The 19,551-nt window shown below is 56.8% G+C and carries 22 protein-coding genes; 12 read left to right on the top strand and 10 right to left on the bottom strand.

What is annotated here, in order from left to right; translation table 11 throughout:
• Positions 1–58: 58 nt before the first annotated feature.
• From ACLFKU_RS31325 to nifV, 6 genes are read right to left on the bottom strand one after another with little or no spacing between them, the layout of a single operon-like run.
• The gene (locus ACLFKU_RS31325; RefSeq protein WP_018435014.1) at positions 59–361 is read right to left on the bottom strand and encodes a ferredoxin family protein; all 303 of its coding nucleotides are present in this window, start codon (positions 359–361) and stop codon (positions 59–61) included.
• Positions 358–1,671: an FAD-dependent monooxygenase gene (locus ACLFKU_RS31330; protein WP_410851692.1), complete on the bottom strand. Its 1,314-nt coding sequence runs from the start codon at positions 1,669–1,671 to the stop codon at positions 358–360. The genes ACLFKU_RS31325 and ACLFKU_RS31330 overlap by 4 nt, the downstream gene beginning before the upstream one ends.
• On the bottom strand, positions 1,668–2,786 hold the full coding sequence (locus ACLFKU_RS31335) for an electron transfer flavoprotein subunit alpha/FixB family protein (RefSeq protein ID WP_410851693.1): 1,119 nt from the start codon (positions 2,784–2,786) through the stop codon (positions 1,668–1,670). Before ACLFKU_RS31335 ends, ACLFKU_RS31330 begins: the two co-directional genes overlap by 4 nt.
• Positions 2,783–3,631: an electron transfer flavoprotein subunit beta/FixA family protein gene (locus ACLFKU_RS31340; protein ID WP_410851694.1), complete on the bottom strand. Its 849-nt coding sequence runs from the start codon at positions 3,629–3,631 to the stop codon at positions 2,783–2,785. The genes ACLFKU_RS31335 and ACLFKU_RS31340 overlap by 4 nt, the downstream gene beginning before the upstream one ends.
• A 14-nt stretch (positions 3,632–3,645) precedes the next feature.
• Complete coding sequence (gene nifW / locus ACLFKU_RS31345; protein ID WP_410851695.1) at positions 3,646–3,984, bottom strand: nitrogenase stabilizing/protective protein NifW; 339 nt, start codon at positions 3,982–3,984, stop codon at positions 3,646–3,648.
• Positions 3,985–4,025: 41 nt separating this feature from the next.
• Complete coding sequence (gene nifV, locus ACLFKU_RS31350; RefSeq protein ID WP_410851696.1) at positions 4,026–5,162, bottom strand: homocitrate synthase; 1,137 nt, start codon at positions 5,160–5,162, stop codon at positions 4,026–4,028.
• Positions 5,163–5,566: 404 nt separating this feature from the next.
• On the opposite strand from nifV, the gene nifB reads away from it, so the two are divergent.
• From nifB to ACLFKU_RS31385, 7 genes are all read left to right on the top strand, one after another.
• A complete protein-coding gene (gene nifB / locus ACLFKU_RS31355) occupies positions 5,567–7,165 on the top strand; it encodes a nitrogenase cofactor biosynthesis protein NifB (RefSeq protein WP_410851709.1) in 1,599 nt (532 codons plus the stop codon).
• A 69-nt stretch (positions 7,166–7,234) separates the two neighbouring features.
• Positions 7,235–7,429: a 4Fe-4S binding protein gene (locus ACLFKU_RS31360; protein ID WP_084598351.1), complete on the top strand. Its 195-nt coding sequence runs from the start codon at positions 7,235–7,237 to the stop codon at positions 7,427–7,429.
• Between the two features lie 68 nt (positions 7,430–7,497).
• Entirely contained in the window at positions 7,498–7,860 is a 363-nt protein-coding gene (locus ACLFKU_RS31365; protein ID WP_368587268.1) for a HesB/IscA family protein, read from the top strand.
• 59 nt (positions 7,861–7,919) lie between these two features.
• Positions 7,920–8,417 (top strand): nitrogen fixation protein NifZ, encoded by a 498-nt coding sequence (locus tag ACLFKU_RS31370; protein ID WP_410851697.1) that lies wholly within the window; start codon positions 7,920–7,922, stop codon positions 8,415–8,417.
• A gap of 318 nt (positions 8,418–8,735) precedes the next feature.
• Positions 8,736–8,954 carry a putative nitrogen fixation protein NifT gene (nifT, locus tag ACLFKU_RS31375; RefSeq protein ID WP_184228259.1) on the top strand — a complete coding sequence of 73 codons (219 nt, stop codon included), beginning with the start codon at positions 8,736–8,738 and terminating at the stop codon, positions 8,952–8,954.
• Between the two features lies 1 nt (position 8,955).
• Positions 8,956–9,234 carry a hypothetical protein gene (locus tag ACLFKU_RS31380; protein ID WP_026228609.1) on the top strand — a complete coding sequence of 93 codons (279 nt, stop codon included), beginning with the start codon at positions 8,956–8,958 and terminating at the stop codon, positions 9,232–9,234.
• The gene (locus ACLFKU_RS31385; RefSeq protein WP_368587270.1) at positions 9,224–10,387 is read left to right on the top strand and encodes a DegT/DnrJ/EryC1/StrS family aminotransferase; all 1,164 of its coding nucleotides are present in this window, start codon (positions 9,224–9,226) and stop codon (positions 10,385–10,387) included. The genes ACLFKU_RS31380 and ACLFKU_RS31385 overlap by 11 nt, the downstream gene beginning before the upstream one ends.
• A gap of 58 nt (positions 10,388–10,445) precedes the next feature.
• Here the strand turns inward: ACLFKU_RS31385 and ACLFKU_RS31390 are convergent, their stop codons facing one another.
• From ACLFKU_RS31390 to ACLFKU_RS31400, 3 genes are all read right to left on the bottom strand, one after another.
• Positions 10,446–10,688: an FmdB family zinc ribbon protein gene (locus ACLFKU_RS31390; protein WP_035491037.1), complete on the bottom strand. Its 243-nt coding sequence runs from the start codon at positions 10,686–10,688 to the stop codon at positions 10,446–10,448.
• 13 nt (positions 10,689–10,701) lie between these two features.
• Positions 10,702–11,343, bottom strand: a complete 642-nt coding sequence (locus tag ACLFKU_RS31395; RefSeq protein WP_410851698.1) for an ankyrin repeat domain-containing protein — start codon at positions 11,341–11,343, stop codon at positions 10,702–10,704.
• Between the two features lie 92 nt (positions 11,344–11,435).
• Entirely contained in the window at positions 11,436–12,044 is a 609-nt protein-coding gene (locus tag ACLFKU_RS31400; RefSeq protein ID WP_018435028.1) for a hypothetical protein, read from the bottom strand.
• Positions 12,045–12,489: 445 nt separating this feature from the next.
• Between ACLFKU_RS31400 and nifH the strand changes: the two genes are divergently transcribed.
• The 3 genes from nifH to nifK all read left to right on the top strand — a co-directional run bounded on the left by nifH (position 12,490) and on the right by nifK (position 16,537).
• Positions 12,490–13,371 carry a nitrogenase iron protein gene (nifH, locus tag ACLFKU_RS31405; RefSeq protein ID WP_018435029.1) on the top strand — a complete coding sequence of 294 codons (882 nt, stop codon included), beginning with the start codon at positions 12,490–12,492 and terminating at the stop codon, positions 13,369–13,371.
• A gap of 78 nt (positions 13,372–13,449) precedes the next feature.
• Positions 13,450–14,913, top strand: a complete 1,464-nt coding sequence (gene nifD, locus ACLFKU_RS31410) for a nitrogenase molybdenum-iron protein alpha chain (RefSeq protein WP_410851699.1) — start codon at positions 13,450–13,452, stop codon at positions 14,911–14,913.
• Between the two features lie 64 nt (positions 14,914–14,977).
• Positions 14,978–16,537: a nitrogenase molybdenum-iron protein subunit beta gene (gene nifK, locus ACLFKU_RS31415; protein WP_410851700.1), complete on the top strand. Its 1,560-nt coding sequence runs from the start codon at positions 14,978–14,980 to the stop codon at positions 16,535–16,537.
• 293 nt (positions 16,538–16,830) lie between these two features.
• Here nifK and ACLFKU_RS31420 read toward each other — a convergent pair whose 3' ends face one another.
• Positions 16,831–17,613 (bottom strand): IS5 family transposase, encoded by a 783-nt coding sequence (locus ACLFKU_RS31420; protein ID WP_410851701.1) that lies wholly within the window; start codon positions 17,611–17,613, stop codon positions 16,831–16,833.
• A gap of 308 nt (positions 17,614–17,921) precedes the next feature.
• Here ACLFKU_RS31420 and ACLFKU_RS31425 point away from each other — a divergent pair, with 308 nt between their 5' ends.
• Positions 17,922–18,566, top strand: coding sequence for an OmpW/AlkL family protein (locus tag ACLFKU_RS31425; RefSeq protein ID WP_410851702.1), 645 nt, complete (start codon positions 17,922–17,924; stop codon positions 18,564–18,566).
• 84 nt (positions 18,567–18,650) lie between these two features.
• A complete protein-coding gene (gene cyoA, locus ACLFKU_RS31430; RefSeq protein WP_410851703.1) occupies positions 18,651–19,547 on the top strand; it encodes a ubiquinol oxidase subunit II in 897 nt (298 codons plus the stop codon).
• Positions 19,548–19,551: the final 4 nt, after the last annotated feature.

The following is a 19,551-nucleotide window of genomic DNA, read 5'->3' on the forward strand; positions in this document are numbered from 1 at the left end:
AAAGTTTCTCCGGATGTGATAAGGCGCTCAGCCGCGGAGCGATACTGAGCTTGTTCGTTTAGCCGAATTTGAACTGTATGCCATATCCCCCGCGCGGATAGGCCCATTCAACATTGTGGTGGTCGGTGCACAAAATGCGGCAACTACCGCATTCGAGGCAGCCGTCGGTGACCAACGTGACTGAGCCGTCGTTCTCGTTCCGATAGCAGGAGGCGGGACACACGAATGTACAGCTCTTTTCTGTGCAATCGTTTGTGCAAATGTCCACGTCTTTTATGCGGACGTGCGGCCGCCCGACGTCCACTCGGTAGCGATTTTGAAACAGCTTTTCGTCGATGTTGGCAGTGATCGTATTATTCATCGGAAAGCCCTCCAGAATTTGTATGCGTCGCCGATCAGCCCTGCCACTGAGCGACTTTTACGGAAGCTGGCTATGACCTCGCGCTTCTTGGTCTTCTTGTCGATGCCATCGACCGTCATCATAGTGCGGGCCGCTTTCGCGACGAGATCAGGGTATGTGGTAAAGAACTGGGGATTATGGTGTAAGACCTTCGGCATATCGCGGTACTTGTGCAAGTCCTTCATCACGAAACTCTTGTCTAGCGCGGCCTTATACGCTGACAGCGTGCTGGCACGGTAGCCGTGGCGGCCGGCCGCTTTGGCGGCTATTGCTGTCTCGGCGGCGAGGCGCCCCGTCGTCATTGCGAGATTCGAGCCTTCTCGGTGCGCGGCGTTGACGAAGCCGCCCGAGTCACCGACGATCATCCAGCCGTTACCGTATACTTGCGGGATCGCATTAAACCCTCCTTCGGGAATGAGATGCGCGCAGTACTCCTTCATCTCGCCACCCGCGATAAGGGGAGCGATGGACGGGTGACGCTTCATTTTCTCGAGAAGCAGATACGGGGTTGTGCGATTAGAGTTTTTCTTGAAGTCGCTCAGCATACAGCCGACGCCGATCGTCAGCGACTCCTTGTTCGTGTAAAGAAACCCAGTTCCTGCCATGCCATCTGTGATTCGTCCAACCATCTCTATTACAACGCCTTCTTGATCGGCAACGTTAAACCTCTCGCGAATTGTCTCCTCGGGCATGAAGAGGATCTCTTTCACAGCTAGTGCGACGTTGCGCGCTTCGATCTCACCATGAAAGCCCGCTTTGCGGGCCAAAGTTGAGTTGACGCCGTCAGCGAGAATCACGACATCCGCATAAACTTCGCCGTGTTCGCGGTCGCACTGGACGCCGACAACTTGGTCTCCGTCAAGAATCAGGTCATTCACCGTAGTCTCGCAGATCAGTAAGGCACCGGCCTCACGGACCTTCGACGAAAACCACTTGTCGAATTGCGCCCGTATGATCGTGTAGCGGTTATACGGTGGGTTGTTATAGTCGTCGCTACGCGTGTGTGTGCCCACAAACGAAGTATCGTCGAGCATCCACATGCGCTGTTCAATGATGTGGCGCTCAAGTGGCGCGTCGTCACGGAAGTCTGGGATGATTTCTTCAAGTGCATTGGCGTAAAGAATCGCACCTTGAACGTTCTTGCTACCGGGATATTCGCCGCGTTCGATTTGAAGTACTTTGAGTCCACCTTTAGCCATAACATAGGCCGCAGCGTTGCCCGACGGTCCGGCACCCACGACGATCGCGTCGAATTGCGACGATTCTCTCATCTAACTCTCCTGGTGTCTCGCATTTGCCGAAGTGCCAAGTGTTCCTTGCAGGCGTGCGTTAGCGCGGGCAGGAACTGCAGTGCGTCCCCGACGATGCCGTAATGCGCGCAATCGAAAATAGGTGCGTTGGGATCGGTGTTGATTGCGACAATCACGTCCGAGCTTTCCATGCCGACGCGATGCTGGATTGCCCCCGAGATGCCGGCTGCGATATAAAGTTTTGGCCGCACGGTTTTGCCAGTTTGCCCGACTTGTCGATCCGCCTCGACCCAACCTGCCTGCACGCACGGGCGCGTAGCGCCGACTTCACCACGGAGTACGCGCGCCAGATCAAACGCGAGTCCAAAATTCTCCGGAGTTTTGAGACCCTTGCCGCCGCTGACGATCACATCCGCATACGGAAGGTTGATCTGAGAACTCGTCGTATCGGCGACAAAGTCGAGCAATTTGGTGGCAATGTCGGCTTCGACGAGCCCCAGTGTTTCCTGCACGACCTCGCCGACGCGGCCTTCTTGCGCTGAGGGCATCGCCATGACCCGTGGGCGTACCGTCGCCATCTGCGGGCGATATGCAAGCGTCATGATCGTGCAGAGCAATGAGCCGCCAAACGTCGGACGGGTGGCCGCCAGTGACCGGGAGGTCGGATCGATGTTCAGTTCGGTGCAGTCGGCGGTGAGCCCAGTGAGCAGGGTTGTCGCAACGGAGCCGGCGAGATCCCGGCCCATCGAGGTCGCGCCGAGCAGTAGAATTTCAGGGTGGTATTTGTTGACCAGATCGGTCAGCCCCTTCGTGAATGGCTCATTGCGATAGCCACGCAACACTGGGTCGTGAATGACATAGGCTTTGTCTGCTCCAAGGCTGAACGCCTCAGTTGAAAACTTTTCGAGGGGCTCATCCGTGCCGCCGAGCACCGCCACGCAGACGTTGCTGCCAAGTTTGTCTGCAAGCTTGCGCGCCTCGCCGAGCAGTTCCCAAGACACGCTATGCACGTGGCCGCGGTCGTGCTCAAGGAAGACCCAGACACCGGTGTAGTTTTTCAGATGTTCGGGTAGCTCCAGGTTGCGGCCTCCGGCATTCAAGGCCGGCTGCTTTTTCGCGGCAACGGTCGAGTTCATAAGGTCCTCTTCATTAGCACGTCTGCCTCCAAAGTCGGATGGCGAGCGAACATCCTATGCACCAGATCCAACGAGACGCCGCGCAGGCTCGCCATATCCACTGTGAGCATCTCGGCTTTTTGCTCGCGCGGTGTTGGGCCGAACACTTTGCTCACTACGGTATGTGAGCCTTTCAGCCCAATTTTGCTAACGTCCTCGATGCCGGCCTGCTCGCGATTCCATTTCCGTACCGGAAAAGCTGCCGCGTGGATCATTCTGGGCAGCGACGCGAAGCGAAGTTCGTTGGTGTTCTCAAGCATCGTCACCAAGCATGGCAATCGAGTTTTGAGTACGTGTACGCCGCCTTCTGCACGACGCTCGACGACGATCGAGCGTGCGGTGAGGTCGATTTCCAGGATCCTGGACACGTAGGTGAGCAACTGGAAGCCCATGCGTGTAGCGATGCCGGGGCCGACCTGAGCAGTGTCGCCGTCGATAGTCTGCTTGCCAGTAAAGATCATATCGACCGGCTGTTCCTTGGCGATTTGTCGGATCGCGGTAGCCAGCGCATATGACGTTGCCAGCGTGTCGGCGCCAGCGAAAGCGCGATCGGTGACGAGTACAGCCTCGTCGGCCCCATAGCTGACGCATTTGCGAAGTGCGTCTTCAGCCTGCGGCGGCCCCATGCAGAGTGTGGTTACAGTACCGTCAAAGAGGTCCTTTAGCCTCAACGCTTCCTCCAGCGAGAACAGATCGTACGGGTTTACGATGGCTGGGACGCCTTGACGCATGATGGTGTTGGTGACAGGGTGAACGCGGATCTGTGCCGAGTCCGGTACCTGCTTGATGCAAACGACAATATGCATTGGCTACTCCGGGGTCAGGCGTCGCCGCGTGCTGGCAGCGACGCGCGCAGCTGGTCAAGTGAGACGACCCGCCGTCCGTCCGCTTCCTGAAAGACTCTGAAAACCTTTTGCTCTGCGGGCGTGGACAAGACGAAGTCGTTGTAGGCCTTATTCAGTAAACATCGATAGATAGAGAACACAGCCGCCGCGTTATTACGCGGTAGCGCCTTCTGTTGCTCGATGTACTGAAAAAACCGCTTGAGAATGTGCAGGCGGCTGACGTTCACTACCTTCTCATCGTATGAAATGTCAAAGAATCGCAGGAAGTCTTCCGCGGACGACAGGCGATGCAGTTGTTCGATAACTTCTTGCACGTAGTTTCTCCTATTGGACCAATGCGCACCCGATGACGGCCTCAAGACACCTTAACTCGGGTGCCACGTGCTTGCGTCAGGAAGCGATGCAGATCGGCTGTCCCCGGCGCCTGTTTGTACTGTGTGGCAAATGACCGGATACGTGCAAGCAACTGGGGCACAAGCCGCTCAGACACTTTGACGCCAAGAGCGTCGTAGGCGTCACGCACACTTTGGGATCCAGAATGTTTGCCGAGTATCGTCGACCGGTGCCGGCCTAGTTCTGCGGGATCGAATCCCTCGTAGGTCGTGGGGTGCTTCGAAAGGCCGTCGGTATGAATGCCTGACTCGTGCGTAAAGACGTCCCTACCAACAATGCTCTTGTTGGAGGAAATAGCGCGGCCAGACGCCCGTTCGACCAGCGATGAGATGTCGCATAACGCAGTTGCGTCAATGCCGGTGTCTCGTCGGAGCAGATGTCGCGTGCCCATGACGACTTCCTCAAGCGCTGCATTGCCGGCCCGCTCACCCAAGCCGTTGACGGTAGTGCTGGCGTGGGTCGCCCCTGCCGAGAGAGCCGCTAGCGTGTTGGCGGTGGCGAGTCCGAGGTCGTCGTGCGAATGGATTTCGATTTCCAGGTCCACGGCGGCGCGAATTGCTGCGATAGCGTGGAATGTCTTGAAAGGATCCAATATGCCTACGGTGTCCGCAAATCGAACGCGCTGAGCCCCATGCTGCTCTGCGCATCGCGCAACTTCTAAGATGAACGAGGGGTCCGCACGCGAGGCGTCTTCCATACCGAGGGAGATCTTGGGGTGGCTTTTCGCAGCCTTACCAATGACGCGTGCGATGCGCGCTAGCACCCAACTACGCGGCTGTCGTAGCTTGTGTTGCAAGTGAATATCCGATACCGGGACCGAAAGATGAATCATGTCGGCATCGCAGCGTAATGCCGCGCTGAGGTCCTCGTCGGTGAGTCGCCCCCAAACCATCAGACGAGCGTCGAGGTTCATGTCGACAATCGCATCAATGCACGCCATTTCCTCTTCGCCCATGGCTGGAATGCCGATATCGAGTTCGGAGACGCCAGCTTGCGACAGCGCGGCGGCAATCGCGCACTTTTCCTCTGTGCGAAATGCGACGCCAGCGGTTTGCTCGCCGTCGCGGAGTGTCGTGTCATTGATGATTGGGTTGCTCATGTCGGATCGCTTCAATTGTTGGCCATGGGTCGCAAACGTTGTGCCAGGTGATGGTCTACACGTCAAAACAACGCTTTGCGGTACCCTGTCGGCGCCACACGAACGGCCGAAGCTTGCCCTTCAGGCGGAGGATCGCGGATGCCCCACGCGCGCAATCCGGCAGTGCCGGGTGATTGAGAGCGTATAGTGGCCTACCAAAAGCAATTTGTGCTCACGACGAGTGCGTTATTTTTGTCGTGACAGCGACAGAATACGGCTTGGTTGTCGGCTTTTGGTCAAGACGCGTAGGAAGAACATTGAGTTGGTTGGCCAACTCACGTACCGATACCAATGGAGTTCGAGCGAGTGGCATGGATTTCGCTGATAAAGCCGGCGAACCACTGGAGGCTTTGGAGAGAACATCCATGCAAGATTGCGCGAATGCCAGCACGCTGTCCTCGACTGCGCCTGTCGGCATCCAAAAGACACTAACCCTGAGGGTGACCGGACATTCGCTTGTTCAGATCGACGGCTGCGACACCCACGGCCGCGCAGACAAGTCGGGCTGCAGTTCGTCGGACGTGCCTGAGCGCGAGCCGGCAGAAGTATGGGACAGGATAAGCAAGCATCCTTGTTTTTCGGAAGAAGCGCATCGCCATTACGCGCGAATGCATGTGGCGGTGGCGCCCGCCTGCAACATCCAATGCAACTACTGCAATCGTAAATATGACTGTTCCAATGAGTCGCGACCCGGCGTCGTGTCGGAGAAGCTGACGCCGGAGCAGGCCGTGAATAAGGTTATGGCCGTCGCGGCCAAGATTCCGCAGTTGACGGTGTTGGGCGTTGCGGGTCCCGGTGACTCGCTCGCCAATCCGAAGAGGACTTTTGACACTTTCCGTATGCTCCGCGAGCGCGCTCCGGACATCAAACTATGTCTGTCAACGAACGGACTAGCGTTGCCGGACTTTGTCGATGAGATTTGCAGCAACGCTGTTGAGCATGTGACGATCACCATCAATATGGTGGACCCCAACGTCGGTGAATTGATCTATCCGTGGATTTTTTGGGACCACCGGCGCGTCAGGGGCAAGGAGGCCTCGCAGATCCTTCATGAGCGGCAAATGCAAGGGCTCGAAATGCTCACGGCGCGCGGCGTGTTGACGAAGATCAACTCGGTGTTGATTCCGGGCATAAATGACGAACACCTGATCGAGGTGAACAGCGAAGTGAAGAAGCGCGGTGCTTTCCTGCACAATATCATGCCGCTCATCTCGGACGCTGAGCATGGCACGTATTTCGGACTGCACGGACAGCGTGGCCCTACTGCTAGCGAGTTAATGGTCGTGCAGGACCGTTGCAAGGGAGGCGCTACGTTAATGCGCCATTGCCGTCAGTGCCGTGCGGACGCAGTAGGTCTACTGAGTGAGGACCGCCGCGACGAGTTCAAGCTCGACGGGATCGACGACATGGAAACTAGGTCCGACGCTAATTACCGTCGGGAACATCAGCGCCGAGTGGAAGTGCAACGCAATGCGCAGCGCGACGCGAAACAGACTGCAATGGCTTTGGTGAAGGCGAGCGAAGTGCCGGCCGACCTGAAGGTGCTGATCGCTGTCGCGACGAAGGGAGGCGGCCGCGTGAACGCACATTTTGGGCATGTCTCCGAGTTCCAGATTTTCGAGGTCAGCGCTGGCGGAGCGATCTTTGTGGGACACCGCCGCGTGGAGTCGTATTGTCGGGGCGGCCATGATGATGAAGATCGCCTGCCACCGCTCATACACGCAATCAGCGATTGCCACGCTGTACTGGTTGCGAAGGTCGGTTTGTGTCCGCGCAAGGAGCTGTCGCAGGCGGGCATTGAGCCGGTGGACCAGTACGCGTACGAAACAATCGAAAAAGCCGCGCTGATATGGTTCATCGAATATTGCAGCCGCATCACGAAAGGCGTGACCGTGCACGTGGAGCGTGGCGCCCCCGGGATCCGGCAGAAGACGTCGATCACTGCGACGGCTGCTGCTGATTGAGCGGCAGACGGACAAATGGATCGGCGCTGCCCGCGCGCTATACAAACCATCATTACAAGGAGTGCCATTATGCCCCTGAAGATCATTGCCTCGACCTGTACCGGCTGCTCGGCCTGCGAGCCGCAGTGCCCGAATGTCGCCATAAGCGAGAAAGGTGGCGTGTTCGCGATCGATCCGAAGAAATGTACCGTATGCGAAGGACAGTTTGATACTCCGCAGTGCTTGGCGGTTTGTCCCGTGGACGGGTGCATTGTGGTGAGCTAGCATCGCTAGCCGCGGGCAGCACATTGACGAATCGTCAAACGACTGCTAACTGTTACCATGCCGACATCATGTTGACCAAATTTTCTGTTACCGCTGCCGCGGAAAAGTTTATGCGCCGTGTGGTGCGTTTTTCCGGCTTGCCATCAAGTGCTGGTTTTCGTCTTCTTGTCAGGACCGGCGGATGCTCTGGATATGACGCCGAATTCAGTGCCGAAGTAGAGGCTCGGACCGGCGACGAGACCATCGAAGTCCACGGACTGCGAATTTTCTTGCCGGCAGAAAGCCGCGTTTTGCTAGATGGTCTGAAGATCGACTTTATCGAAACGCCAGATCGGTCAGGTTTCGCATTTATTAAGGAGGACCAACGGTCGGTCGTCGCGGTCAGTGCCGATGTCGCTCGGATTGATGTGAGCGCGATCGGACGCGGTTGACGCATTCATCGACCGCAGTTGTCTTGAGCTAGCAGTTCGGTATGTCACGGAGGAAAAGTATGACTGGAACTGACAACGATGACCTCATTGAGCTCACATTTGCGCCTCGCTTCAGCATTGGTGAGCGCGTCGCTTCGCGCTTCTCCATCCGTAACGACGGCACATACGCCGGTAAGGCTTTGGGTGAATCGCTCGTCAGCAAAGGCGACGTGGGGTATGTGATCGGAATCGAAACCTTCCTGCAACGGTTCTACATCTATGCAGTTCACTTCGTCGAAATCGACCATCGCGTCGGCATGCGCGCCAAGGAGCTATGCACGCTCGACCACCTTCCCCATGACGTGCTCGCCCGTTTGGGCGAGCATGCGGCCGATCTATGCTGGATAGGTCTTCGTATCCCCGAGGGAACTGACCGCAATGGAACCGTCGGACGCGGCTCGTGTAATGCGCATGGTTATGATGCACCGGACGGTTCGCAAGTCAACGGAGCCCGTCTAGTCGTCGGCAATCCGCGTCACGGAGTTGCGGGACCTTTGCAACGGCGAAGTCTATTTTAGGCCGGTGCGGAAGCGGCTTTCTGGTTAAGGCTTGGAGGCTTGCCGAAATGGCCAGAAATACGTGGTGCCTGCGAGTCTTGCGATGCGCTCAATCAGTCAATTTTGACGGGCAGGCGGTCGCTGCACTGAGGGCGAGATCGCGCCCGGCTGGACGGTCGTAAGGGAAGAAGGACGATATCGGTCTATCAGAGCTGGGAGGCACTGGTCGCAGTACAAGAGCCACCTACGACGAGCGCTGTGCTTCTCGGCCCGATCGTTAGATTTATTGGATTTACTTGTTGAAGTGCGAATCTTTTAACCGACCTTGGAACTCTCAACGTGAAACTAATGATCCGCATGGACAGGAAAGGCATACTCAGCGCCTACGTGCCAAAGAAGGATCTCGAGGAGCAGATCGTCTGCATCGATGGCAAGAAGATGTGGGGCGGAGTGATAACGCTTGCGAACGGCTGGCGATTCCAGCTGCCGGAGATGGCGGCCGATACAACGCTTCCTGTCACCGTAGAAGCGCGTCGCGTCGCGGGTGAGCCCGACTGACATGGCACTTACAGCAGATCAGATCAGTACTATCGCCGAGTTGATGCTGAGCGAACCGACGCTGCTGGAGGCTGCCGCAACCTGGCGGAAGTCGTATCCCGATGTGCGAGTCATTCGGATTAGCGCGGTCGAGCTTGTCAATGAAAAACCCCTCCTCCAGTTTCGGGGCCGCCGCGTTTATCTCGCGACGTCGACAGGTGTCTGTGTTTCCGTGACAACAGACGCAAGTGAGGCCAATATGCTCATCCTTGCAGAAGACGGAGTCTACGATGGAAACTGAGGGAATTTCACTTACTGAGCCTGCGTGCGGGCCGCGGGAGGTCGAGCTGGTTCACGCGGTCCTGCAATCGTCGTGCTGGAGCGACGGACCAATGCTCGATTCTTTTGAGACTGCATTCGCAGGCTGGAGCGGCCGTGTCCATGCGGTCGCAGTGGCGAGCGGGACGCTCGGCACTTGGATTGCGCTGCGTGCGCTCGGCATCGGTCAAGGCCATGAAGTCATCTGCGCATCGCATACATGGCATCAGATCGCGCATGCGATCACCCTCGCTGGCGCGACACCGGTGTTTGCCGACATCGACTACTGGAGCGGTTGCCTCGACGCGATGAAGGCACAAGAGAAGATTGGAGATCGGACGCGTGCAATCCTTGCGGGAAATACGAACGGACATCCTGCCGCGTGGCAATCGTTGCGCGAGCTTGCCGATTTGAATGGTCTGAGCCTGATCGAGGATAGCACTGAGGCGCTCGGATCACGCTACCGTGGGCGCTGCGTGGGGTCGTTCGGTAAAGTGACGGTTTTTGACTTTTCGCCACCCTCCGCGTTGTGTGCGGGAGAGGGCGGAATGCTCGTCACGGACGACGACAGCTTGGCGCACGAACTGCGTTACTTAAGGCGACGTCTGAGCGCCGATCGAAAGTCGGTCTCCCTCGGTGCCCGGGTGCCGCTGCAGGCGGGTATGAGTGAAATCACCGCCGCGCTCGGCCTCGCACAACTGGCAGGGCTCGAGGAGCGGCTCGCCCAACGGAAGCGGGTCGAAGCCTGGTATCATGAAGCGATGGAGAGCTTCGAAGGCATCAAACCACCGTATCAAGCGGAGGACGTGGACGAAGTGAATTGGATGCTTTACGTCGTGCATCTGGGCAAGAGGTTTACTCACAGCGCGCGTGCTCAAATGATCGACGACATGCTGGCTTCCGGGGTAGAAACGGCAGCCTACAGCCATCCGTTGCATGAGCAGTTTCATTACATGAAGGCCGCCGATGCTATTGGAGGTCGACGAGGCTGTCTGCCCGATACCGAGCGGATTGGCGATCGAGCACTCGCGTTGCCGCTGCACACTCAGCTTACTGTTCAGGATGTGAAGTACATCGTCAAAACTTTGAAGGACACGGCGACCAACGTCGGTGCGGGGGCCGCGATCTATCTCTAGGTAGAACAACGGAAAGAGAGAAGAAGGTAACATCGGCCATGTTGTCGCTGCGCCTTTATTAACCCTCACGCAACAGTTTGCTGCGGTCCGCCGTCGAGTAGTTGCTGAAATGTCCCTCGTGCGCCGCTTGACGGCGGGCCGCAGCGATGATTGCCCTGCTGCGCGCTGGGGCGGACGGTGCACTGACCTGCTTCTCCAGTTCGGTGCTCTGACAGCGGGGGCAGGCCACGGGCGAGTTCGTGCGCACGAGAGTTTCGAAACGCAACCTGCAGTTGCGACATACATAGTCGTAGAGCGGCATGACGAGGGGCAGGTCAACGGGAAACATTATCGGAGAAGACGCCGCGCGCGCTCCCCGGGCCATAATAAGGCGATTCGCCGGCTGAGACCAATTTGGGGCTCCTGCGTTCGTGTGCCGCGTGCAGTAACTGGAGTCCCAAATCGGCAGCCATGTCGAGGGCGTCACGGCCGTCTGGCGCAACGAGACTGTCATTCGCGCCGAGCGACAGCAACAGCCACATAACCTCAATTCGACCGGTGGCGGCCGCCTGCATCAGACACGTCATATCGTCCGCGTTTAGGTGATCAAGAGCGAGTCCTGCACCGACCAACCGAAGGATCGGTCCTGGTGCGCCGCCCAAACATGCATACCACAGCGCATGGTTTCCTTCGTCGTCGAGGGCGCTGATGCGTGCGCCTGATTCGAGTAGCGCAGCGACAATGTAGTCTTCGCCGTGCAGCGCCGCCAGCATTAAGGGCGTAATGCCGTCAATGCTGCGCGATTGAGTGTCCTGGAAGTCGTGAGCATCGAGCCATTTCGCAACCGCCACGCACGGAGGTGCATGAAGATCTGCGTCGGCGTTCGGGATATCCGTGTGCGTGTGGCTCGGGCTTTCGAGTAGGGGAGTCTCGAGTGACGCGGTTTGACGTGATGCGGTCTTGGTGCGCAGTGACATGCTTTCACTCCGGTGGAGGTGATTGGAATCGCCGTCACATTCTGAAACGCGAGGCAGCGATTACATGCGGGCGACCTGCCGTGACGCTGTCGTCAGACGGGCCTGTTTTCATTTGGATCGCGAATCGGTCCCATCAGTTTGAGGCCTTCCGCGTAACTTATCGTGTCAAAGGAAAAGCTAAATTGCATCGCCGCATCGACGATAGCATCGAGCTTCCCGGCAGTGTCTGTCCTCTTGAGGTCGCCCTTCTCCAGGTAAAGGAGTTCGAGCATCTCGTTGTAGACTGTCGATTCGAGTATCGGCAGAACATAAAACGTCGCTTCTTTGTACGGCACCTGAAAGCGGCTGGACAGATCGATGTTGTCACAGAACAGGAAGTACTTGCCGTGGTGCGACAGGGCCTCGCCGAGTACTTCTCCGACATTCGTCAAGTGTTCAAAACTCAGTAACCAACCTGCGAAGAATTGGACGTGTGGGTCGCCAGCATTCGCGACAGCCATCACCTGCTCGCAAGAGAGCTCGGGCGGGCGGGCCTCGTCGGCGAGGTGAGGCCCAAATCGTAGCGCCAGCTCACCGCGAAAGCCGAACCTGTCAGCCGCATTTGTGCGGCCCTTAAAGACGGGGTTGAGGAGGCGCCCCTCGCGATCGAGGCGGGCAAATGGTGTCCCACTGAGTGCAGGAGAGGTTAGCGTATCAGGCATTCTGTAATCCTAATTGGAGAAATAGCTTGGCATAGTTAATCTGGTGCTGGATCGTGCCTTTTCAGCGGGCAGCCAGAAACTCGCAACATCCGTACCAATGCTGCATGCTGGCCAATACTGCGGTAAGCCGGGTCAAGCGGGCAACAACTCTGCACGTGGATGTCCATTTGGGGCAAAGGGGCGTGCGGTTTGTCAGGAAGACGACGTCGAAATTGTCGGTGGCCGAAATTGGAGAGTTTGCGGATGGCCTCGCTGAGCAAGCATTTGGCGGATTCAGGGGCTTGTGGCATGGACGTTGCAGGGACGAAGGGCGCGGACACACTCCGGCCGATGCGTGACTCTAGAAGAAGACCATATAGACACAGCAGGCTGAGGACTTGGTCGTGGCTTTTCAGTGCTGATTCGCACCTATGGTTTTACCTTCTAATCTCAATGGAGTAAAACAATGTCTCAACTTCGACAAATTGCCTTCTACGGAAAGGGCGGCATCGGTAAGTCGACCACGTCGCAGAATACGCTTGCAGCGCTTAGCGACCTTGGGCAAAAGATCTTGATCGTTGGGTGCGATCCCAAGGCCGACTCGACACGTCTTATATTGCACGCGAAAGCTCAGGACACCATCCTCTCTCTCGCGGCGGAAGCCGGTTCGGTCGAAGACCTCGAACTCGATGACGTTATGAAGATAGGCTACAAGAATATCCGCTGTGTCGAGTCGGGCGGGCCTGAGCCAGGCGTCGGCTGTGCGGGTCGGGGTGTCATCACATCGATCAACTTCCTTGAGGAGAATGGCGCCTACGACGGAGTCGACTACGTGTCATACGATGTGCTCGGCGACGTCGTTTGCGGTGGCTTCGCAATGCCTATTCGCGAGAACAAGGCACAGGAAATTTACATCGTGATGTCGGGAGAAATGATGGCGATGTACGCCGCTAATAACATCTCGAAGGGAATCTTGAAATATGCGAACAGTGGGGGTGTGCGTTTGGGCGGACTCATTTGCAACGAGCGCAAAACCGACAAGGAACTTGAACTGGCCGAATCACTGGCAGCGATGCTAGGCACTAAATTGATTCACTTCGTCCCGCGCGACAACATTGTGCAGCATGCGGAACTTCGTCGGATGACCGTGATTGAGTACGCGCCGGACAGCGAGCAGGCTGGGCAATATCGCGCGCTTGCGGAGAAGGTTCACCATAACGGCGGCAATGGCGTGATTCCAACCCCGATCACAATGGATCAGCTCGAAGACTTATTGATGGAAAAAGGAATTATGGTGCAAGTCGATGAGTCCCAAGTCGGCAAGACCGCCGCCGAGCTCACCGCCTGACGAGTGCTGGACGACGGTTGCCGTGCGGCGCACGGCTACCGTTTCCGCCAACGACAGTCTTCACTTATAGGATATTCAATGACCGCGACGGTTGAAGAACGCAAAGCTGCTAATAAGGCCTTGATTGACGAAGTGCTGCGAGCTTACCCTGAAAAAATGGCTAAACGGCGGGCCAAGCATTTGGGTTCCTTCGAACAGGGCAAGCCTGACTGTGGTGTGAAGTCAAACATCAAGTCTTTGCCGGGGGTGATGACGATTCGGGGCTGCGCTTACGCGGGCTCGAAGGGCGTCGTCTGGGGGCCGATCAAGGACATGATTCACATCAGTCACGGACCTGTCGGATGCGGGCAGTACTCGTGGGGATCGCGCCGCAACTACTACGTCGGGACGACAGGAATCGATGCGTTTGTCACGATGCAATTCACGTCCGACTTCCAAGAGAAGGACATTGTGTTCGGCGGCGACAAGAAACTCGATAAGATCGTCGACGAGATTCAGGAGCTGTTTCCGCTGAACAGGGGCATATCCGTCCAAACCGAATGCCCAATCGGCCTCATCGGTGACGATATTGAGGCAGTATCTAAAAGGAAGAGCGCGCAGTACGGCGGGCACACGATCGTACCGGTGCGCTGTGAGGGCTTTCGAGGCGTATCGCAGTCACTCGGGCATCACCTCGCAAACGATGCGATTCGCGACTGCGTGTTCGACCGCGTCGAGCCGAGACAGCGATCCGCGCTGGAGTCCACACCGTACGATGTCGCGATCATTGGCGACTACAACATTGGCGGTGATGCGTGGTCGAGCCGCATTCTCCTCGAGGAAATGGGCCTGCGGGTCATCGCGCAGTGGTCAGGCGATGGCACTCTCGCAGAACTTGAGAATACGCCGCGATCTAAGCTCAACCTGCTTCACTGCTACCGTTCGATGAACTACATCAGCCGGCACATGGAGGAGAAGTATGGCACTCCATGGGTCGAATACAATTTTTTCGGCCCGACAATGATCGAAAAGAGCTTGCGCGAGATTGCAAGCCGATTCGACGACACCATTATGGAAAACGCCGAGAAGGTGATCGCAAAATACCGTCCGTTGATGGATGCCGTCATAGCCAAATATAAGCCGCGGCTTCAGACGAAAAAAGTGATGCTGTTTGTAGGTGGCCTTCGCCCACGCCACGTAATAGGCGCGTACGAGGATCTTGGGATGGAAGTTGTCGGTACCGGCTACGAGTTTGCTCACAACGACGACTACCAGCGCACAACGCATCACATAAAAGAAGGCACTCTGATTTACGACGACGTGACTGGCTACGAATTCGAGAAGTTTGTCGAACATACGCGACCAGACCTCGTCGGCTCCGGCATCAAAGAAAAATACGTCTTTCAGAAGATGGGCGTCCCATTCCGCCAGATGCACAGCTGGGATTATTCTGGCCCATATCATGGCTACGACGGCTTCGCTATCTTCGCGCGGGACATGGACATGGCGATCTCGAGTCCTGTCTGGAGTCTGTCGAAAGCACCGTGGAAGAAGGCGGCGTGAGCGCTGTTAGCGGCATGGCCGCGCCGATCGCCGGTTGCATAGAACATCAATACAGGAGCCAATCATGCCCCAATCAAGCGACAAAATTCTCGATCACGAACTGCTGTTTCGCGAGCCGGAGTATCAAGAGCTCCTTCGCAATAAGAAAGATAACTTCGAGTTCAACCATTCCGACGAGGCGATAAAGCGGGTTGCCGAATGGACGAAGACAGAAGATTATAAACTGAAGAACTTCGCCCGTGACTCCCTGACCATAAATCCAGCCAAGGCGTGTCAGCCTCTTGGTGCCGTATTCGTCGCGAACGGATTCCATAAGACACTGCCTTTCGTGCATGGCTCGCAGGGCTGCGTGGCCTATTACCGTTCGCACTTTTCGCGACATTTTAAAGAGCCGACGTCGTGCGTCAGTTCGTCCATGACAGAGGATGCGGCCGTGTTCGGTGGTCTGAACAACATGATCGACGGTCTCGCGAATGCATACAATCTCTACAAGCCCGACATGATCGCCGTATCCACGACCTGCATGGCGGAGGTGATTGGCGACGACCTCGACGCGTTCATCAAGAATAGCAAGCAGAAGGGCAGCGTGCCACAAGATTACGACGTGCCGTTCGCGCATACGCCCGCGTTTGTCGGCAGCCACGTGACCGGCTACGACAATGCGCTCCTGGGCATCCTGAAGTACTTTTGGGACGGCAAGGCGGGCACTACTGCACCACTTTTGCGAGTTCCTGACGAGAGCGTGAACTTTATCGGAGGGTTCGACGGCTTCGTGGTCGGAAACATGAAGGAGATTCGGCGTATCTTCGATTTATTTGGCGTAAGCGTGAATATTATTTGCGATCCATCGGGAACTTGGAACACGCCGACTGATGGCGAATTTCGGATGTACGAGGGCGGGACTACGAAAGAGGAGGTCGAACGTGCGCTGAACGCCAAGGCAACGTTCGTCTTTCAGGAGTATTGCTGTGAAAAGACCAGCAAGTTCCTCGCCGATCATGGCCACGAAGTCGTGTCACTGAATGCGCCTGTCGGCGTTTCAGGTACAGATCATTTCCTCATGGAGATTTCGCGCGTGACGGGAAGACCAATCCCGGCTGAACTTGAAAGGGAGCGTGGGCAACTAGTTGATGCGATGGCAGACAGTCAGGCGAGTCTGCACGGCAAGCGGTATGCGCTCTATGGCGATCCAGATCAGATGCTCGGTTACACGAACTTCCTGCTTGAGTTGGGCGCGGAGCCGGTGCACGTGCTCTCGACGAACGGTAACGAGGGGTGGGCGGAAAAGGTTAGGGCATTGCTGGACGCGTCGCCATATGGTGAAGGATGCAAGGTCTATCCAAAGCGCGATCTATGGCACTTGCGCTCGCTGCTATTTACGGAACCAGTGGATTTCCTGATCGGCAATACACACGGAAAGTACTTGGAGCGCGACACTGGTACGCCGCTCGTCCGACTCGTGTTTCCGATTTTCGACCGCCACCATTACCACCGCTATCCGACGTGGGGGTATGCGGGGGCATTACGCGTTCTGTTAGCGCTGCTGGATGAATTCTTCGAGACACTCGATGCAAGCACGATTGACATCTCGAAGACCGATTACAGCTATGACATCATCCGGTGAGGGGTGGACCCGTTCGGGGCTGGGCTCAGTGTCGAGTGCTAAAAGGGGGGGCAGTTCAACCCGCCGGAAAGCATGGATATTGGGTCTCCCTAATTGCTCGACGTCGCTGGCTTCGGCTGCGTTGCTGTTCCAATAGCATCCTCAAGACCGAAGCGCGAAGGCAAGAATCGACATTAGGAGCGGCGCGACGATTGCGCCGGACCTTTCGCGAAGCGTCGGCGGTTAGTCGACCAGAAGATGACGATCGACTCCTCCGCGCTGCATTTTGCCATTCATAGCGCTACTTAGAGGCGCTAACAAAATGAGTCCTTCAGCCTTCGCCAAGAGATGATGCAGCAGGGGAGTTTGATGAAGGCTTGGTGGATGAAGGCAAGGCGTTCGAAGCGGATGCGCAGTCGCCGGAAGTTGTGAAGCCACGAAATGGTTCGCTCGACGACCCAGCGGGTTTTGCCAAGGCCGCTGCCATGAGGGTGGCCACGTCGGGCGATTTCGGTAGCGATGCCGGCTGCGTGCAGCGGACGGCGGTATTTGTCGTGATCGTAGCCCCGATCGCCCTGAACGATGCGGGGCTTCGAAAGCGGCCGGCCGCGCTTGCCGGCAATGGGTGGGATCGCATCAACCAGCGTGTGAAGCTGGGTGAGATCGTGACGGTTGGCGCCGGTGAGGATTGCCGCGAGCGGGATGCTTTGAACCAGGTTGCGCGCGGACGGTGGGATTCGGTCCCGTTTTTGACCTGCACCCACCGCGCGGATCGAGGAGGAGTCGACGACGACACGGGACCAGTCAATCCGGTCGGACTCGCGTAGCTTCGCGGGCACCACTTCGTGTAGCCGGTCCCAGACGCCGGCAGCCTGCCAGTCTCGTAGACGGCGCCAGCAACTCATGCCACTGCCGCAGCCCATCTCGCGGGGCAGCAGGTCCCAGCGCAGGCCCGTCTGCAAGATGAACAGGATGCCGGTAAGCATGGCCCGGTCATCCAGTGGTTTGCGTCCGGGATACCGTGAGCGGCGAGGTTTGGGTGGGGGCATCAAGGGTTCAATGAGTGCCCACAACGCATCAACGAGTAGTTTGGCCATGGCCTCCTCGTCACCGAAACAATGACGAGGTTAACAGCAATCGTTGGAAGTTAACAGATCAAAGCAATCATATTGTTAAGGCTTCTTAGTGCTACGGAGAGCCACACGGCATATCGCAATCCCACGATCGGTTGCAAAACATTTCGGGACGCATTGCGCAATTCGGAGCGCGGACGGAGAAGTGCAAGAACTCATATGGCCTGCGACGCGGTAACGCACACAAGCACTGCGTAAAACATCAGTTGATTGCGATCAACGCTATCGGCCACGAATTCGGACACAGTGTAGAAGGTTAATGGCTAAAGGTAATGACAATGATAAAGCAACTCCGTAATGTGGCTGCTGCACTACTCCTTATGTCACCATTTGTACCGCACGCAGCTAACGCCGCCGACAGTGAAGTCGTCGGAAACTACGCAGGTGATTGGTTGGTACGCCTCCGCGCGATAAGCATTGAACCGCAAGTTCGCAGCACTGACACGCTTTCCGCGCTCGATGTCGGCGTAAGCAACGCGCTGGTGCCAGAGGTCGATTTCACTTATATGGTACGGGACAGCATCGGCGTGGAGTTGATTCTTGGTACCTCACGTCATCACCTGACGTCGAATCTCGGCGACCTTGGTGGCGTTAACGTGCTGCCACCGACATTGTTATTGCAATATCATTTTAATCATGCGGGACGCGTTCGACCGTACGTTGGTGCCGGACTCAACTACACGCTCTTTTATAACAACGGATTGCATGCGGGAGGTGTACCCGTCTCTATAAAGAATCACAGCTTTGGTCCTGCGCTGCAGGTCGGGATTGACGTGCAGGCATCAAAGAGTCTATTCGTTAACGCCGACATCAAGAAGATATGGATGAAGACTGACGCATCGCTTAGCGGCTCGACAATTGGCGCCTTGCATCTCGATCCGCTGGTCATTGGTATTGGCGTCGGGGTGAAGTTCTAGACGTTGCGAATCTCAAGCGACAGACGGTTCAGTGAACGGCTGGCTTCGCTCCTTGTACAGTGGTTAACTTGGGAGAAGATGGGCATGACAGAGAGGAAAGCTTTTAAGGAGTGGTTAATCCCTATCGGTGGTTGGCTGTTCGTTTCTCTTGCTGGGTGTAGCCCCAAGTTTCTCGTCCTGAGTCCCAAGGGTAGCGTAGGCGCGGCGGAGAGATCACTCATCGCCTCGGCCACATGGGCCATGCTGCTGATCGTAGTTCCCGTTATTATCCTCACGCTTACCTTCGCGTGGCGCTACCGCGCGTCGAACCGCAGCGCACGCTACGTCCCGACCTGGGTTCACTCAACGGCGATTGAAGTGGTGGTCTGGGCCATACCCGCTGCCATCATTCTATTCCTCGCCATCCTTACGTGGCGTACCACGCATGAGCTCGACCCTTATAAACCACTGGAATCGGACGTGAAGCCCATCAACGTCGAAGTCGTCGCGGTCGACTGGAGATGGCTCTTTATCTATCCTGACCTCGGCATCGCTACAGTGAACGAATTGGCGGTGCCTGTCAGCACGCCGGTCAATTTTCGCATCACGTCGGACTCGGTGATGAACTCTTTCTTCATCCCGCAACTTGGCACTCAAGTCTACGCGATGGCCGGCATGCAAACGCGGTTACACCTGATCGCCGACGAAGCGGGCGACTTCACGGGCTTCTCGTCGAATTACAGCGGCAAAGGCTTCTCCGATATGAAGTTCCGTACGGTGGCTACGAGCCAGCGGGGCTTCGATGCGTGGGTGGAGACGGTAAAAGCTTCATCGACCCAGCTTACGATGGATCGGTACGCAACGGTCACGCAGCCGCACGCAAACGCGCCCGTGCAGTACTTCTCGAAGGTCGACCGGAGGCTTTTCGACAAAATCGTCGGCAAATACAACAACGGCAACGTCGCGGATTTCACTGCATCATCGTGCGTAACCAAAGGGTAAACAG

Origin of the sequence: Paraburkholderia sp. EG304, assembly GCF_046543485.1 — a bacterium.
GTDB lineage: Bacteria > Pseudomonadota > Gammaproteobacteria > Burkholderiales > Burkholderiaceae > Paraburkholderia > Paraburkholderia youngii.